We start from the raw sequence: 14,489 nt of genomic DNA on the forward strand, positions 1-14,489 counted from the left end.
CCAAGAAGTTTGGGACAACCCCCACCAGGTCCCGGACGGGGGGGCCCACCCACTCAAGCGCGACGGAAGGTGGGGGGGGGAAAACGGTGTGAAAACCTTTTTCCCCCCCCACGACCACTCAGGCCAGCAGTGCCTTCGCGATGTGCGTCACCTGGATCTCGTTGCTGCCCGCGTAGATCATCAACGACTTCGCGTCCCGGGCCAGCTGCTCCACCCGGTACTCCGCCATGTACCCGTTCCCCCCGAACAGCTGCACCGCCTCCATCGCCACCTCCGTCGCGGCCTCGGACGAGTACAGCTTCATCGCCGATGCCTCCGCCAGCGAAGGGCGCTTCCCCGCTCGCAACTTGGCCACCGTCTGGAACACCATGTTCTGGACGTTCAGCCGCGCCACCTCCATCTTCGCCAGCTTGAGCTGGATCAGCTGGAAGCGGCCGATCTCCTGGCCCCACAACCGACGGCTCTTCGCATACTCGATGCACAGCCGCTGACACTCGTTGATGATCCCCAGCGACAACGCCGCCACGCCGACGCGCTCGGCCGCGAAACTCTCCGGCGCACTCTCGGAACCCGACGACGACAGCAGCCGGTCCTCACCGAGACGCACGTCGTCGAAGAACAGTTCGCCGGTCGGGGAGGACATCATCCCCATCTTCTTGAACGGCTTGCCCTGCACGAACCCCGGCATCCCGCGGTCCAGCACGAACGTCAGCACCGGGCGGTCCCGCACCGGCGACCCGTCGTCCAGCTTCGCGTACACCACCACGACGTCCGCGTGCGGGCCGTTCGTGATGAACGTCTTCCGGCCGTTCAGCACATACGAGTCACCGTCGCGCCGCACGGAAGTCTGCATGCCGCCGAACGCGTCCGAGCCCGAGTCCGGCTCGGTGATCGCCCACGCGCCGATCTTCTCGAACGTCGCCAGCTCCGGTAGCCAGCGCTTCTTCTGCTCCAACGATCCCTTCGACAGGATCGTCGCCGCCGTCAGCCCCAGCGACACGCCCAGCGACGCCACGATTCCGAGGCTCACGCCGGCCAGCTCGCTGATCGCCACCAAGGCCAGCGTTTCCTGACCACCCATCGACGAAGAGCCCGAAGAGCCCGATGGCGACAACAGCTTGGCGACCGATTCCCGCGCGAGCACGTCCAGCCCGAACGCCTTGAATAGCTTCCGGATGATGTCGTACGGCGGCAGCTCACCGCTTTCCAGGGGATCCAGGACCGGCCGGATCTCCTTCGCGATGAACTCCCGGATCGAGTCGCGGATCAGCAGGTCGGTCTCGGACCACTCGATCACGGCAGCCTCGCCGCGATGTCGTCGATCTCCCACGCGCCCTCGGTCTCGATCAGCTTGACGTCGTGCCAGCCGCCCAGCTCCGAGATCGCGCCGCCCTGGACCGCGAACACCTTGCCCGTCAGCGGACACTTCGCCGAAGCCAAGTACGCCACCAGCGGGGAGATGTTCGCCGGGGAGAACGCGTCGAACTCGCCTTCCGCCACCGGTTCCGCGAAGATCGCGCCCATTCCCGGGGTCGCCAGCGTCAGGCGCGTGCGGGCGATCGGGGCGATCGCGTTGACGCGCACCCCGTAACGCTCCAGTTCCGCCGCCGCCACCAACGTCATCGCCGCGATGCCCGCCTTGGCCGCGCCGTAGTTGAGCTGGCCCGCGTTCGGCAGGGTCACGCCGGACGCCGAGGCCGTGTTGATCACCGACGCCGCCGGCTGGGCACCCGCCTTCGACGCCGACTTCCAGTACGCCGCCGCGTGGTGCAGCACCGCCGCGTGGCCCTTCAGGTGGACCGCGATCACCTCGTCCCACTGCTCTTCGGTGATGCTCGCGACGAACGCGTCGCGCAGGATGCCCGCGTTGTTCACCACCACGTCCAGCCGGCCGAACTCCGCCACCGCCTGGTCGACCAGCTCCGACGCGCCCCGCCACGACGCCACGTCCGACGTGTTCGCCACGACCGAACCGCCGAACGAGCGGATCTCCGCGACCACCGCGGGGTCCGGCTCGATGTCGTTGACCACCACCGAAGCGCCCTCGCGAGCGAACAAAAGTGCGTGCTCACGCCCGATTCCCCGGCCCGCACCGCTGATCAGCGCGACCCGCCCATCGAGTGACCCCATCACAGCTCCGCCAGTCCGTCTTTGATCACGAGTGTGTCCCCTACCGTGGTTTCGAAGGCGTACGAGCCGGGACCCGCCGCCCAGATCGACGTCGACAGGTCCTGCCCCGGCAGCACGGGCGACGCGAACCGCACGGCCAGCCGCCGCAGTCTGTCCACAGAGGACTCGGCGACCTCGGTCAGCACCGCCCACGACGTGAACGCCATGGTGCACAGCCCGTGCGCGATGATCCCCGGCAGACCCGCCGCCCGAGCGACCTCGTCGTCGAGGTGGATCGGCATCGGGTCGCCGGCGGCCGGGCCGTAGCGGAACGTCTGGTCGTCGTCGACGTGCTGGCTCACCTTCGCGATCGGCGCACCGGAACGCGAAGAGCGGTGGGACGGCCCGAGCGTGCCGCGCTTCTCACCGGTGTCGAAGCCCCGCACGAAGAACGTCACGTACTGCTCGTTCACCAACGAACCATCCGAAGCGCGACACTCCAGGTAGACCGTCGCCCGAGTGCCCTTCGGCAGTCCTTCGTAGCCGGTCATCTTGGCGCGCGACACGAGAGAATCGCCGGGCCGGATCGGGCGGTGGAACCGGAAGTCCTGCTCACCGTGCAGCACCCGCCCGAACAGCGACGTCGGCACCACCTCCAGGGCCGGCTCCAGCAGCGACTGGAACACCGGCACGATCGCGAACACCGGGCTCGCGACGTCGCCGGCGCGGTGGGCCGGGATCGGGTCGTTGGTCGCCGCCGCGTACTCGGCCAGCCGCTCGCGCGTGACGTCGAACGACACCGGCTCCGTCCACTTGTCCAGGCCGGCGGGGTCGAACTTCATGCGACCAGTGCCTTGAACTTCTCGAGGGACTCGTCGAGGTTCTTCTTGCCGTCCTTCTCGACGGCCTTGCCGAGCGCGCCGACGATCATCTGGCCGGTGAACTCCGCCTCGATGGTGGCGGCCGACCCCGCACCGGCCGCCGCCACCGACAGCGAGAACCGGATCTTCACCCCCGCCATCCCGGTTCCGGAGATGACCAGCCGCGAGGGCGCTTCATAGGCGTCGACGGTCCAGGTGATCGTGTTCGCCATGCCGAGCATCGTGACGACCTCGGACACCTGGGAGCCCTGCGAGAACTCCGCCGGGACGTCGCCCTTCCACTTGGTGTGGATGGTCAGCCACTTCTCGAAGTTGTTCGGGTTGGAGAACTCCGCCCACACCTTGTCCGGCGCGGCGGGCAGTTCGACGGACGCGCTGATCTGACCCACGGTTGCTCCTAAGCTCGCTGGTAGGCGGTGACGACGGCGGCGCCACCGAGTCCGATGTTGTGCTGCAACGCGGCCCGCACGTCCGGCACCTGCCGCTTTTCGGCGTCGCCGCGCAGCTGCCAGGTCAGTTCGGCGCACTGGGCGAGCCCGGTCGCGCCGAGCGGGTGGCCCTTCGAGATGAGCCCGCCGGACGGGTTCACGACCCACCGGCCGCCGTACGTCGTGTCGCCGGAGTCGACGAGCGTCCCGCCTTCGCCCTCTTCGCAGAGCCCGAGCGCTTCGTACGTCAGGAGTTCGTTGGCGGAGAAGCAGTCGTGCAGCTCGACTACCTGGAAGTCGGCCGGTCCGAGCCCGGCCTGCTCGTACACCTGGATCGCGGCTTGCCGGGTCATGTCGTAGCCGACGATGTTCTTCGCGCTGCCGTCGAAGGTGCTGCGGAAGTCGGTGGTCAGCGCCTGGCCGACGATCTCGACGGCCCGCTCGGCCAGCCCGTTCGTCTCCACGAAGGCCTCACTCGCCAGGATCGCCGCGCCGGAGCCGTCCGACGTCGGCGAGCACTGCAGCTTGGTCAGCGGGTCGTAGATCATCCTCGACGCGAGGATGTCGTCGAGCGTGTAGACGTCCTGGAACTGCGCGTACGGGTTGTTCACCGAGTGCCGGTGGTTCTTCTCGCCGATCTTCGCGAAGTGCTCGGCGGTCGTGCCGTACTTCTTCATGTGCTCGCGGCCGGCGGCGCCGAACATCCACGGCGCGGGCGGGAACAGCACCTCGGAGATCTCGGCGAGCGCCTGCAGGTGGTTGCCCATCGGCTGTTCGCGGTCGTCGTAGGTCGACCCGAGCGAGCCCGGCTTCATCTTCTCGAAGCCCAGCGCCAGCACGCAGTCCGCGCGCCCGCCGCGGATCGCCTCCGCGGCCAGGTACAGCGCCGTCGAGCCGGTCGAGCAGTTGTTGTTGACGTTGACCACCGGGATCCCGGTCATCCCCAGCTCGTAGACGGCGCGCTGCCCGGACGTCGACTCGCCGTAGACGTACCCGACGTACGCCTGCTGGACGGCGTCGTAGCCGAGCCCCGCGTCCTCGAGCGCGTTCGTGCCGGACTCGCGCGCCATCTGCGGGTAGTCCCAGTTCTCGCGCCGCCCGGGCTTCTCGAACTTCGTCATCCCGACGCCGACGACGTACACCCTGTTCGTCATGGCAACAAACATACAGACCGGCATGTATTTATCAAGAGCGGACCACAGACCCGCAGGTCAGTGGCACAAAATCAGCCCAGCGGGGCCACCGGGCCCGGGTAGCGAGCCGGGTCGAGGCAGCTGCCGAGGCCGTCGACGACCGAGCAGAACCCCGGCGGCCGCACCGGCGTGTAGCCCGCCGGGACGCCGTGGCCCACGATCAGCTGGCGGTACGCCGCGACGGCGTCGGTCGGCCGGCGCGTCAGCGTGGCGTCCGAGCGGGCGTCCACTGTGTACAGTCCGAACCGCGGCTGGTAGCTGCCCCACTCGTAGTTGTCCGTGAGGCTCCAGTAGTTGTAGCCGATGACGTTCATGCCGTCGGCCTTCGCGCGCTGCACCCAGTAGATGTGGTCACGCAGGTGGTCCGAGCGCGTGTAGCCGTCGGGACGCGCGTTGCCGTTGTCGGTCGGCATCCCGTTCTCGACGACGTACAGGGGCAGGTTCGGGAACTTCCGCGCGTAGTACCGCAGCGCGTAGTAGATGCCGTCCGGCTGCGGCGTCACCTTCCAGAACTCACCGCTCGCCGCGTGGATCGCGCTGAGGTTGTCGAGGCTCGCGCCGTAGTAGTAGTCGAGGCCGGCGAAGTCGAGCTTGTCGCGCACCTGGTCGAGGAACGACGCGTCCAGGATGCCTTGCGCGGCGGGGATGTAGGCCGTGTTGCTGGACACGAGTGCGCCCGGGTCCAGCTGGTGGATCAGGTCGTAGGCCGCGCGGTGCACCTTCACCAGCCGTGCCTGCGCCCACGGTAGCTTCCAGCCGGCGAGCCCGCCGTTGGCGGTCTCGTTCTGCAGGTAGACGGTCGGCTCGTTGATCGTGATCCAGATCGCGCCGAGCCCCTTGTAGCGGTCGACGACGCGGTGGGCGTTGACGAGCCAGGCGTCGACGGTGCGGTCGGAGTCCCAGCCACCCTGGTCGGCGACCCAGCCGGGGTAGACCCAGTGGTCGAGGGTGATCATCGGCCGCATCCCGGCGGCCACGACGTCCCGGACGACGTCGTCGTAGTAGGCCAGCTCGGCCTGGTCGACCTGACCGGGCCGCGGCTCGATCCGGGCCCACTCGACGCTGAAGCGGAAGACGTTCACGCCGAGCTGCTTCGCGCGGTCGATGTCCTCGGCGTAGTGGTGCCGGAAGTCGACGGACTGGAGGTAGGGCTCCTTGATCGACGACGTCTTCGCCTGCTCGTAGCGGCGCCAGTTGCTGTCGGGCGCGGAGCCCTCGGCTTGGTACCCCGAGGTCGCCACGCCCCAGAAGAACGGCTGGGAGGCGACGGCGGGAGCCACGCCGGCGAGGATGCCCGCCAGCAGGGCCAGGACGACGACGATCGCTCGGTTCCGGCGCACCACGGCACCCTCCTCAGCCAACGTGAAGGTCATTCATGTTAGCCGAAGAGGGGCCGTGGCGCATCCCCTAGGCGACCTTGAACGACTGAGCGGCGCTGCCGTCACAGGTCGTCTGGACCAGCTGGACGCTGTCCGCGGTGGACGCTCCCGGCACGGCCAGGCACTTGCCGCTGTGGCGGGCGACGAAGTGGTAGTACCCGCTGCCCTCCGACACCGGCTGCCACTGCTGGTTGTCGCCGCCGCTGTAGGACCACAGCTGCAGGCCGGCGTTGTCCGTCGTCGCCACGTTCGTGACGTCGATGACCTCGGCCGGGTTGGTGCGGTTGTTGATCCGGTCGAAGCCGCCGCTGGTCGCGGCGAACTGGTACTGCTGGGCCGTCGTGCCGTTGCAGGTGTACTGCTGGATCACGGTGCCGTTGGTGCTGCCGGCCGCCCGCGCGTCGACGCACTTGCCGGACGCCTTGTTCGCCACGGCGTACCAGGCCGACGGGTCGATCGTGCCGTCCGGCGGCGGGGTGGTCGTGCCGCCGCCACCGAGCCACTTCAGGCCGTCCAGCAGGAACCGGTTCTGGTCGGCGCTCTCGAACGTCGACGACAGCGCGGTGTTCGTCTCGTAGTTCATCGCGTTGTGGCCGAAGTTCGAGTAGATCATCTTGTAGTTCTTGTTCGTCCACGAGATCGGGTAGTACCCGCTGTTCCAGGTCTGGCTCGGGTCGGTGCCGATCGGGAACGTGGACTGGTCCATCGACGCCAGGATGGTGATGTTGCTGTTCTGGCGCAGGTCGTTCTGCCAGGCGTACCACTCGGACGTCGAGGACTTGATCGTCGCCGGCAGGTTCACCGTCGACGGGTGCGTGCGGTTCTCGATCTTCAGCGTCTCCGGCGTCGGGCCCCACGTGTTCGTCGTGAAGCGGCCGGTGCCGAGGAAGTCGTTGTGGAACCAGTTGGCGTACGACGGCGTCGAGCTGTCGTTGTAGGCCGTGACGTGGAAGCCGTAGAAGCCGCCGCCCGCCTGCATGTACCGCTGGAAGCCCTGGAACTGCGCCTGCGACTGCGGCTGGTCGTCGAGGAACAGGACGACCTGGTACTGGCTGGGCGTGATGGTGGTCAGCTGGTTCCAGTTGGTCGTCGAGGTGTAGGTGAAGCCGTTGGCGCCCGCCTGCTGCGGGAACCAGACGTTGGCCTCCTTCTCGAAGCTGATGTGCGCGGCGTCGTAGGTGCCGCTGTAGAACGCGAGCACCTTGAACGGCGTCGCGGCCTGCACGGCCGGGGCACCCAGGGTGAGACCCAGGCAGGCGGCGAAGAACGCCAATATCCGGATCAGGGGGCGGCGGGATCTTGACGACATGCGTGTTCCTTCCGGTGGGGGCGGGGAAACGGTCACCAGTGGCGCGAGTAGTGCAGGCCGTAGCCGAAGGGGAACAGCGCGGGCTTGCCGTCGCCGGCGTTGATGGGCTGCTGGTCGGCGCTGCGCATCCACGTCACCGGCAGCTTGCCGCTCGGGTTGTAGTCGCCGAAGAGGACGTCGGCGACGCCCTGGCCTTCGCTGCCCGGCAGCCACGACTCGACCAGCCCGGCCCAGTCCGGCAGCTGCGCCGCGATGTCGAGCGGGCGCCCGGACACGAGCACGACCACCGTCGGCACGCCGGAGTCCTTCAGCTTCTGCAGCGTGGCGAGGTCGGTGGCGTCCAGTCCCATCCCTTGTGGACGGTCGCCCTTGCCTTCGGCGTACGGCGTCTCCCCCACGACCGCCACGGCGACGTCGTAGCTTTGGTCGATCCCTGTGCCGTCCTTGGCGTAGGTGACCTTCTTCGAGTTGCTCGTGATGCCCTGCAGGATCGTGGTGCCGGGGATGACCGGGCCGCTGGTGCCCTGCCAGCCGACCGTCCAGCCGCCGGACTGGTTGCCGATGTCGTCCGCGTTCTTGCCGGCCACGAAGATCTTCTCGCGCTTCGAAAGCGGCAGCACGTGGTTGTCGTTCTTCAGCAGCACCTGGGACTCGCGGACGGCTTGACGCGCCAGGTCGCGGTGTTCCTTGCTGCCGATGGTTTTCATGAACTTCCGGTCGGTGAGCGGGTGCTCGAACAGGCCGAGCTCGAACTTCTTCGTCAGGATGCGCTTGTTCGCGTCGTCGATCCGCGACATCGGCACGCGGCCCTCTTGCACCAGCGTGCGCAGCGTGTCGATGAACTTCTGCCACTCGAACGGCACCATCACCATGTCGATGCCCGCGTTGATCGACGCCTCGACCTCTTCGGGGGTGAAGCCGGTCTTGCCGTCGATCTTGTCGACGCCGTTGTAGTCCGAGACGACGATGCCCTGGAAGCCGAGCTCCTTCTTCAGGACGTCGTTGATCAGGTAGGAGTTCGCGTGCAGCTTCACGCTGTTCCAGCTGCTGTAGGAGATCATCACCGAGCCGACCCCGCGCTGGACGGCGGCCTTGAACGGCGGCAGGTGGATCTGGCGCAGCTCCTGCTCGCTGATCTCGGTGTTGCCTTCGTTGACGCCGCCGGTGGTGCCGCCGTCGCCGACGTAGTGCTTGGCGGTGGCGAGGACCGAACCAGGCCGGTCCAGCCTGGTCCCCTGCAGGCCGGTGATGATCGACGTCATCTCGGTGGCCAGCTGCGGGACCTCGCCGAAGGACTCGTAGGTGCGGCCCCAACGGTCGTTGCGCGCGACGCACAGGCAGGGCGCGAAGTCCCAGTCGATGCCGGTGCCGGAGACCTCTTCCGCGGTGGCGCGGCCGATCTTCTCGACCAGCCGCGGGTCGCGCGTCGCGCCGAGGCCGATGTTGTGCGGGAAGACGGTGGCGCCGTAGAGGCCGTTGTGGCCGTGGACCGCGTCGACGCCGTAGATCAGCGGGATGCCCAGCGGCGTGGCGAGGGCGGCCTTCTGGAAGCCGTCGTACATGTCGGCCCAGGTGACGGGCGTGTTGGGCGTCGGCTGCGAGCTGCCGCCGGAGAGCAGCGAGCCGAGCCTGCCGGTGGTGACGTCGGCCGGGGACTTCACGCCGAGGCGCTCGGCCTGCATCATCTGGCCGAGCTTGTCGTCGAGGGTCATCCGGGACATCAGGTCGGCGACCCGGACCTTCACCGGGCGCCGGGAATCCTTGTAGGCCGGGCCGTTTCCGGCGAGGGCGGGGGTTTCCGACGCCACCAGCAGCCCCAGTACCACCGCGCCAATGCCCAGTCTGCGTCCGAGACCCATCCGGGTCCTCCTCGTCGAGAGACCGAAATTCACGCCTTGAATTAAGACACAGCCTTTTGGCGTTGGTCCAGACCTCTGACCGAACTCGGGTGCCGCTCAGCGGGATTGTGGATTGCGGCCATGTACTGACCTAATTTGGTTCTACGGTCTTCTCATGACTCGCGAACACGAAGACTTTCTGGGCATGCTGGCGGAAGTGCGGAAGCGCTTGCTGATCCCGGTCCGGGACATTTCGGACGCCGAAGCGGCGAAGCGCACGACGGTCAGCGAGCTGACCCTGGGCGGGCTGATCCGCCACCTCGCGACGGGCGAGCGCATGTGGCTCCAGGTGCTGAAGTCCGCGGACGGCTCGCTCCCGGACGGCATGCTGGACACGGCGCAGTACTCGATGAGCGAGACGCTGTCGCACTGGGTTTCGGAGTATTCGTCGGCGGCTGCCGCGACGGACGCATACGTGCGGTCGCTGCCGTCGCTGGACGTCGAGGTCCAGCTGCCGATGACCCCGTGGTCACCGCCGGAGCCGCAGTTCTGGTCGGCCCGCCGGATCGTGCTGCACCTGATCCACGAGACGGCTCAGCACGCCGGTCACGCGGACATCATCCGAGAGGCCTTGGACGGCGCGAACTCGACCGCCCAGCTGAACTGAGCGACACTGGCCCGATGCCGGCCGTCTACAAGAACCCGCGCGGGCAGCGCGAAGTGCGGCGATGGTGCACGGAAACGCTGTCCCGCGCGGACTTCCCGATCACCGGCCGGACGGTGACCACCACCGCCGGCCGCGTCGAGCTGACGTCGGCCGGCACCGGACCGGCGCGGGTCGTCCTGGTCCCCGGAACGGGCTTCAACGCGGCCGTGGCACTGCCGTGGCTGCGGGCGTTGTCGGCCCGGTGGCCGACGACGGTCGTCGACCTGCCCGGCCAGCCCGGCCTCAGCGACCCGCGCCGCTCTCGGCGGTCGCGCTCGGCCTGGTACGGCCGGGTGCTGGACGAGGTCCTGACGGCGATGGCCGCCGAAGACGTCGTGCTGGTGGGCAACTCGCTGGGCGCCGCCGTCGTCCTGGCCGCCGGCTCACCCCGCGTCGCGGCCCGGGCGCTGGTCTCCCCCGCCGGGATCATCCGGCTGAGCGTGGATCCGCGCCTGGCACTGGCTTCGACGCGCTGGTTGCTGCGTCCGACCACGGCGAACACCCGCCGGATGCTGCGGTTGTTCGTCGGCCCCGGCGAGGAACCACCGGCGGCGGAGGTCGAGTGGATGACGCTGGTGGCGGCCAGTTGCCACACGACGCTGGCCCCGCCGCCGCTGCCCGCCACGCTCCTGGCTCGCCGCGCCGGACAGCCGTGCGTCATCGGAGTCGGGGAACACGACCGGTTCCTTCCCCCGCGCCGCCTGACCCCGGCGGCGCGTCGCACACTCGGCGCCGACGTCCGGGTGTTCCCCGGCATGGGCCACCTGACCACGCCGGCGCACCTCGACGAGGTCGTCGCGCTGGTCGGCGAGCTGGCTTAGCGGTCCGAGCGCAAGGAAGCCGGGTCGAAGGAGTCCCAGTACGCGTCTTCGTCCTCGGCGCTCGTCACCGGTTCGGGTGATTCCGGCGGCGCCGCACCGAGCCGCTCCGCCCGCAGCCGCTGGAACTCCTCGACCGTCATCCCCGGGTCGTCGTCCTCGGCTCGGGCGGGCGCCGGCATGCCCGTCATCTGCTCGATCATGTACGTCATGTCTTCGCCCAGCAGCAAAGCGACCTTGTTGTAGCCGTCCTGGGTCGCCTCGCGCATGGCCGCCCGGGCGATCTCCACGACCAGCGGCCCCAGGCTCTCGCCCAGGTTCACCGCCGACGGCGCCAGCCACAGCCGCAGCAGCTTGCCGCGGCCGTCGACCGTCGCCTCCACCTGGCCGTCGAGGTCGTGGGCCGTGCCGGACGCCGACGCCAGCAGCTCGTCGACGCGCGCCATCGCCTCTTCGCGGGCCCGGGCCTGGGAAATCAGCTCACGTGTCGTGACCACCGGCGCTCACCTTCCGTACGAGTAGGTGTCGGCGTCCGGGTCGTCGTCCGGGATCGGTTCGTAACCCAGGACTTCCAGCTGCGACGCGTCCACCACCGGCGCCAGCGCGTGGTACATCTTGTCGCCCGCGCGGCGGGTCGCGCGCTGGGCCAGCTCGAGGATCTGGTCGGCGATGACCGAAGACCCGTGCCGCAGCGCCGATCGGTGGATCGTCAGCCCCGTCAGCAGCCCGCCGGGCGCGACCTGGACCTCGATGGTGCTGTCCGGGGACGACGCCTTGCCCACCACCGGGCCCGACCGCTCGAAGCGCGCGGACGCCTCGGCCCCCGCGCGGTCCGCCTGCTCGGCGATCCGCGAAGAAGCCAGGTCGATGTCGAAGTCAGCCACGATGCGAAGTTACCCCGTCGGGCGGTAGAAGCCGATGAACGACTGCCCCGCGTTCGTGGTGCGGATCTTGCTGATCTGCACCGGGTCGCCGGCCTCGATCATCTGGCCGTCGCCGATCACCATCGCCACGTGCCCGGACCAGACGACCAGGTCACCGGGCAGCAGCTGGTCGATCGAGGGCACCTCGGCCCCGACCGTCTGCATCTTCGCCGTCCGCGGCAGCTGCAGCCCCGCGTCCTGGTACGACGTCATGGTCAGGCCACTGCAGTCGAGGCCCTGGCCGCGCGCGGTGCCACCCCAGACGTACGGCACGCCGAGCTGCGAAAGCGCGTTGCGCACGGCTTTCGCCGCGGTCTCGTTGGGCGCCATGACCTGCTTGCCGCCGGGCAGGTTGATCGCGACGCCGGAGCCGGGCTGCGGCGGGATCGCGACCGGCAGCCGCGGCTTGGACACGGCGCCGCCACCACCGCCACCGCCGCCTCCCCCACCGCCGCCGCCTCCGCCGTCGGAGCCCCCGGAATAGCCGCTGTTGCTGTTGAAGGAGGAGCCCACCTTCGTCGAGGACGCGCTGCTCGCCGACGTCGTTTGCTCTTCGCCGCCGCCCAACCGCGTCCCGATGTCGGTGAGCTGGTTGATCGTCTGCTCGCTGAAGGTCGCGGCCTGGCCGGTGAGCTGGCCGATCTTCGTCTGCAACTTCATCAGGATGTCGCGCGACGCGGCGGCGCGGCTTTCCGGCGGCTGGATGGACTTCACCGCCGCCAGCGCCTTCATCGACGCCGAGATCTCCTTGATGATCTGGTCGCGGACCTGGTCGTTCTTGATCTCGCCCAGGTTCAGCGTCTCGGCCGCCTCGGCGACGGCCTTCTCGATCTCGGCGCTCTCGTCGAGGAGGTCCTGGACCTCCTGCTCCAGGCTCTTCGACGTCGCGGTGGCGCGGTCGGTCGTCGAGCCGGAGCTGGCAGAAGCGAGGTTGACGCGCTGGTCGGACGCGGTGTCGCGGGTGCGCCCCACCGACGTCTGCAGCGCGACGTGCGCGTCCCGCGCGCCGCCGATCGCGGCCGGGTCGTGGCGGAGCTTGTCCGCGAACTGGTTCGTGGTGTCCAGGCTGTGCCGGACGAGCTGGTCGGTGTGGTGCTCGGTCACGAGAGGTCGCCGCCGAGCCGCCGGACGACGTCGCCGTGCTCGCCCTCGACCGCCGCGTAGTTGCGGTCGGTCTGCCGGGCGGCGTCGCCGACCTGCCGCCAGCCGCCGCCGACGCGGTGCATCCGCTCCTGCAGCGCGCGCATCCGGCCGCTGTAGGCGCCGGAGAAGCCGGACTCGCCGCCCATCTCGGAGAAGCCGTGGCCGCCGAGCGTCACGTGCGGGCCGACGTGCTGGTCGGCCGCCCCCTTGACGTCGTCGCCGAGCGGATCGACCTCACGGGCGTACCGCGCGTACGCGCCGTCGTCGACGTGAAACCCCTGATGCGAACCGTCCACTGGCCCTCCCTGTCACCGGGAGTGCGACGTGCGCGCGAGACCCCCGGTTCCCTTGCTGCGGGATTGAGCCTAGTCCACGGTCCGTCCCCGAGTGGGCGAATTGCCCGGACTCAGCCGGTGACCGTCGTGAGCCAGCTCGGGTCCTGCCAGTTGACGATCGCGCCGTTCGCCGTGACCGTCGGCGTGCCGAAGCCGCTCTGCCCGTTGCCGAAGTCCTGCGCCAGCTTCGGGTCTTTTTCGATCTGCTGGAAAGCGTCGTTGACCTGCTGGTCGTACGTGCCGGCGTTGATCGTCTGCGAGAACGCCGGGTCGGTGATGCCGACGTCCTGGCCGAGCTTGATCAGCTGCGCCTTGTCGTAGCCGCGCTTGCCCTCTTCGGGCTGGTTCGCGAACAGCGCGTCGTGGAACTGGAGGAACTTGCCGGCGTCGGCCGCGGCCAGCGCCGCGTTCGCCGAGTCGAGCGAGTAGCCGGGCGGGTCGGAACGGTCGTTGAGCAGCGGCACCATGTGGTAGCGCACCTGCAGCTTGCCGTCGTTGATCGCCTGCTCGACGCCGGCCTTGTAGGTCTTCTCGAACTGGCCGCAGATCGGGCAGAGGAAGTCGGCGTAGACGTCGATCGTGGCCTTCGCACCCGCCTTGCCGACCGTGACGACCACGCCGTCGCGCTTCTGCGTGACGTCGCCGGCCAGCGAACTCTTCCCGGGGTCGATGACCTGGCCGCCGGTCTTGTTCTTGTCCGAGATCGTCCAGATCACGCCGCCGATCACCAGCGCGGCCACGACGACCACGGCGGCGATCCCGATGATCCACTTCCGCTTGTCGGTCGATGCGCCCCTGGCCTGGGCCACCGCCTTCGCTCCCCCGGCCTGTGCGGCCTGACGACGCTTCCGAGCGGTCCGCTCAGCTCCACCCACTGTGTATCAGTTCCCTTCCGCGATACCCGAGTAGTCGGGCTCGGGTACGTCAGAGTTCCCGCGACCTCGCGCGAGCCACCCGTCGAGCGACAGCCACGTGCGCGGCCGCGCCAGCAGCCAGCCGGCCAGCAGCGCGAAACCGGAGTCGCGGAGGATTTCCTGCGGGTATTCGGTCTGCCCCGCCGCCACCTGGCCACCGCCGCCGAAGCACCCGCAGTCGATGCTCAGCCCACGCGCCCACGACTGGGCGATGCCGGCGATGAGCACGAGCAGCAGCACCAGCGCGGCGCCGGCCACCCAGCGGGTCGCCAGGCCGGCGAGCAGGAACAGCCCGAGCACGAGCTCGACGAGCGGCAGCGCGATGGCCACCACGTTCGCGAGTGCGTCCGGCAGCACGTCGTACGCCTTCACGGCGATCAGCGTCTGACCCGGATCCGCCAGCTTGAACGCACCGGAAACGAGCCAGACGGCCGCCAGCCCGACCCGGGCGAGCGTGCCGACGGCGTCCAGTACGGGTTGGGACGGTCGCACCACGCACTTAGGCTAACGGGA

At 69.1% G+C, this 14,489-nt stretch carries 16 protein-coding genes; 2 read left to right on the plus strand and 14 right to left on the minus strand.

Annotated features, from left to right (window positions below; genetic code table 11):
• Positions 1 to 118 precede the first annotated feature (118 nt).
• From ACZ7PG_RS46425 to ACZ7PG_RS46460, 8 genes are all read right to left on the minus strand, one after another.
• The gene (locus ACZ7PG_RS46425) at positions 119 to 1,297 is read right to left on the minus strand and encodes an acyl-CoA dehydrogenase family protein (RefSeq protein WP_470245602.1); all 1,179 of its coding nucleotides are present in this window, start codon (positions 1,295 to 1,297) and stop codon (positions 119 to 121) included.
• Entirely contained in the window at positions 1,294 to 2,130 is an 837-nt protein-coding gene (locus tag ACZ7PG_RS46430; RefSeq protein WP_470245603.1) for an SDR family oxidoreductase, read from the minus strand. The genes ACZ7PG_RS46425 and ACZ7PG_RS46430 overlap by 4 nt, the downstream gene beginning before the upstream one ends.
• Positions 2,130 to 2,951, minus strand: coding sequence for a MaoC/PaaZ C-terminal domain-containing protein (locus tag ACZ7PG_RS46435; protein WP_470245604.1), 822 nt, complete (start codon positions 2,949 to 2,951; stop codon positions 2,130 to 2,132). Before ACZ7PG_RS46435 ends, ACZ7PG_RS46430 begins: the two co-directional genes overlap by 1 nt.
• Positions 2,948 to 3,379 (minus strand): type II toxin-antitoxin system Rv0910 family toxin, encoded by a 432-nt coding sequence (locus ACZ7PG_RS46440; RefSeq protein ID WP_470245605.1) that lies wholly within the window; start codon positions 3,377 to 3,379, stop codon positions 2,948 to 2,950. The genes ACZ7PG_RS46435 and ACZ7PG_RS46440 overlap by 4 nt, the downstream gene beginning before the upstream one ends.
• Positions 3,380 to 3,387: 8 nt before the next feature.
• Positions 3,388 to 4,572: a lipid-transfer protein gene (locus ACZ7PG_RS46445; protein WP_470245606.1), complete on the minus strand. Its 1,185-nt coding sequence runs from the start codon at positions 4,570 to 4,572 to the stop codon at positions 3,388 to 3,390.
• Between the two features lie 71 nt (positions 4,573 to 4,643).
• Entirely contained in the window at positions 4,644 to 5,951 is a 1,308-nt protein-coding gene (locus ACZ7PG_RS46450) for a family 1 glycosylhydrolase (RefSeq protein WP_470245607.1), read from the minus strand.
• A 67-nt stretch (positions 5,952 to 6,018) separates the two neighbouring features.
• Positions 6,019 to 7,299 (minus strand): ThuA domain-containing protein, encoded by a 1,281-nt coding sequence (locus tag ACZ7PG_RS46455; RefSeq protein WP_470245608.1) that lies wholly within the window; start codon positions 7,297 to 7,299, stop codon positions 6,019 to 6,021.
• A 32-nt stretch (positions 7,300 to 7,331) separates the two neighbouring features.
• The gene (locus ACZ7PG_RS46460; RefSeq protein ID WP_470245609.1) at positions 7,332 to 9,158 is read right to left on the minus strand and encodes a glycoside hydrolase family 3 protein; all 1,827 of its coding nucleotides are present in this window, start codon (positions 9,156 to 9,158) and stop codon (positions 7,332 to 7,334) included.
• A gap of 154 nt (positions 9,159 to 9,312) precedes the next feature.
• On the opposite strand from ACZ7PG_RS46460, the gene ACZ7PG_RS46465 reads away from it, so the two are divergent.
• A complete protein-coding gene (locus ACZ7PG_RS46465) occupies positions 9,313 to 9,804 on the plus strand; it encodes a mycothiol transferase (RefSeq protein ID WP_470245610.1) in 492 nt (163 codons plus the stop codon).
• A gap of 14 nt (positions 9,805 to 9,818) precedes the next feature.
• A complete protein-coding gene (locus ACZ7PG_RS46470) occupies positions 9,819 to 10,664 on the plus strand; it encodes an alpha/beta fold hydrolase (protein ID WP_470245611.1) in 846 nt (281 codons plus the stop codon).
• Here the strand turns inward: ACZ7PG_RS46470 and ACZ7PG_RS46475 are convergent.
• From ACZ7PG_RS46475 to ACZ7PG_RS46500, 6 genes are all read right to left on the minus strand, one after another.
• Entirely contained in the window at positions 10,661 to 11,158 is a 498-nt protein-coding gene (locus tag ACZ7PG_RS46475) for a YbaB/EbfC family nucleoid-associated protein (RefSeq protein ID WP_470245612.1), read from the minus strand. The two genes, ACZ7PG_RS46470 and ACZ7PG_RS46475, sit on opposite strands and share 4 nt — an antisense overlap.
• Before the next feature lie 6 nt (positions 11,159 to 11,164).
• On the minus strand, positions 11,165 to 11,545 hold the full coding sequence (locus ACZ7PG_RS46480; RefSeq protein WP_470245613.1) for a YbaB/EbfC family DNA-binding protein: 381 nt from the start codon (positions 11,543 to 11,545) through the stop codon (positions 11,165 to 11,167).
• 9 nt (positions 11,546 to 11,554) lie between these two features.
• Positions 11,555 to 12,688 (minus strand): C40 family peptidase, encoded by a 1,134-nt coding sequence (locus tag ACZ7PG_RS46485; protein ID WP_470245614.1) that lies wholly within the window; start codon positions 12,686 to 12,688, stop codon positions 11,555 to 11,557.
• Positions 12,685 to 13,023, minus strand: coding sequence for a hypothetical protein (locus ACZ7PG_RS46490; protein WP_470245615.1), 339 nt, complete (start codon positions 13,021 to 13,023; stop codon positions 12,685 to 12,687). The genes ACZ7PG_RS46485 and ACZ7PG_RS46490 overlap by 4 nt, the downstream gene beginning before the upstream one ends.
• 110 nt (positions 13,024 to 13,133) lie before the next feature.
• On the minus strand, positions 13,134 to 13,871 hold the full coding sequence (locus tag ACZ7PG_RS46495; protein WP_470245616.1) for a DsbA family protein: 738 nt from the start codon (positions 13,869 to 13,871) through the stop codon (positions 13,134 to 13,136).
• 72 nt (positions 13,872 to 13,943) lie between these two features.
• Complete coding sequence (locus ACZ7PG_RS46500; protein ID WP_470245617.1) at positions 13,944 to 14,471, minus strand: MauE/DoxX family redox-associated membrane protein; 528 nt, start codon at positions 14,469 to 14,471, stop codon at positions 13,944 to 13,946.
• Positions 14,472 to 14,489 lie beyond the last annotated feature (18 nt).

It is taken from the genome of Amycolatopsis sp. NPDC114504 (assembly GCF_055633595.1).

Bases quoted from the DNA above. Each gene is read 5' to 3' on its own strand.
- ACZ7PG_RS46430 (WP_470245603.1), bottom strand. From the start codon at position 2,130: ATGGGGTCACTCGATGGGCGGGTCGCGCTGATCAGCGGTGCGGGCCGG.
- ACZ7PG_RS46435 (WP_470245604.1), bottom strand. From the start codon at position 2,951: ATGAAGTTCGACCCCGCCGGCCTGGACAAGTGGACGGAGCCGGTGTCG.
- ACZ7PG_RS46445 (WP_470245606.1), bottom strand. From the start codon at position 4,572: ATGACGAACAGGGTGTACGTCGTCGGCGTCGGGATGACGAAGTTCGAG.
- ACZ7PG_RS46455 (WP_470245608.1), bottom strand. From the start codon at position 7,299: ATGTCGTCAAGATCCCGCCGCCCCCTGATCCGGATATTGGCGTTCTTC.
- ACZ7PG_RS46460 (WP_470245609.1), bottom strand. From the start codon at position 9,158: ATGGGTCTCGGACGCAGACTGGGCATTGGCGCGGTGGTACTGGGGCTG.
- ACZ7PG_RS46465 (WP_470245610.1), top strand. From the start codon at position 9,313: ATGACTCGCGAACACGAAGACTTTCTGGGCATGCTGGCGGAAGTGCGG.
- ACZ7PG_RS46470 (WP_470245611.1), top strand. From the start codon at position 9,819: ATGCCGGCCGTCTACAAGAACCCGCGCGGGCAGCGCGAAGTGCGGCGA.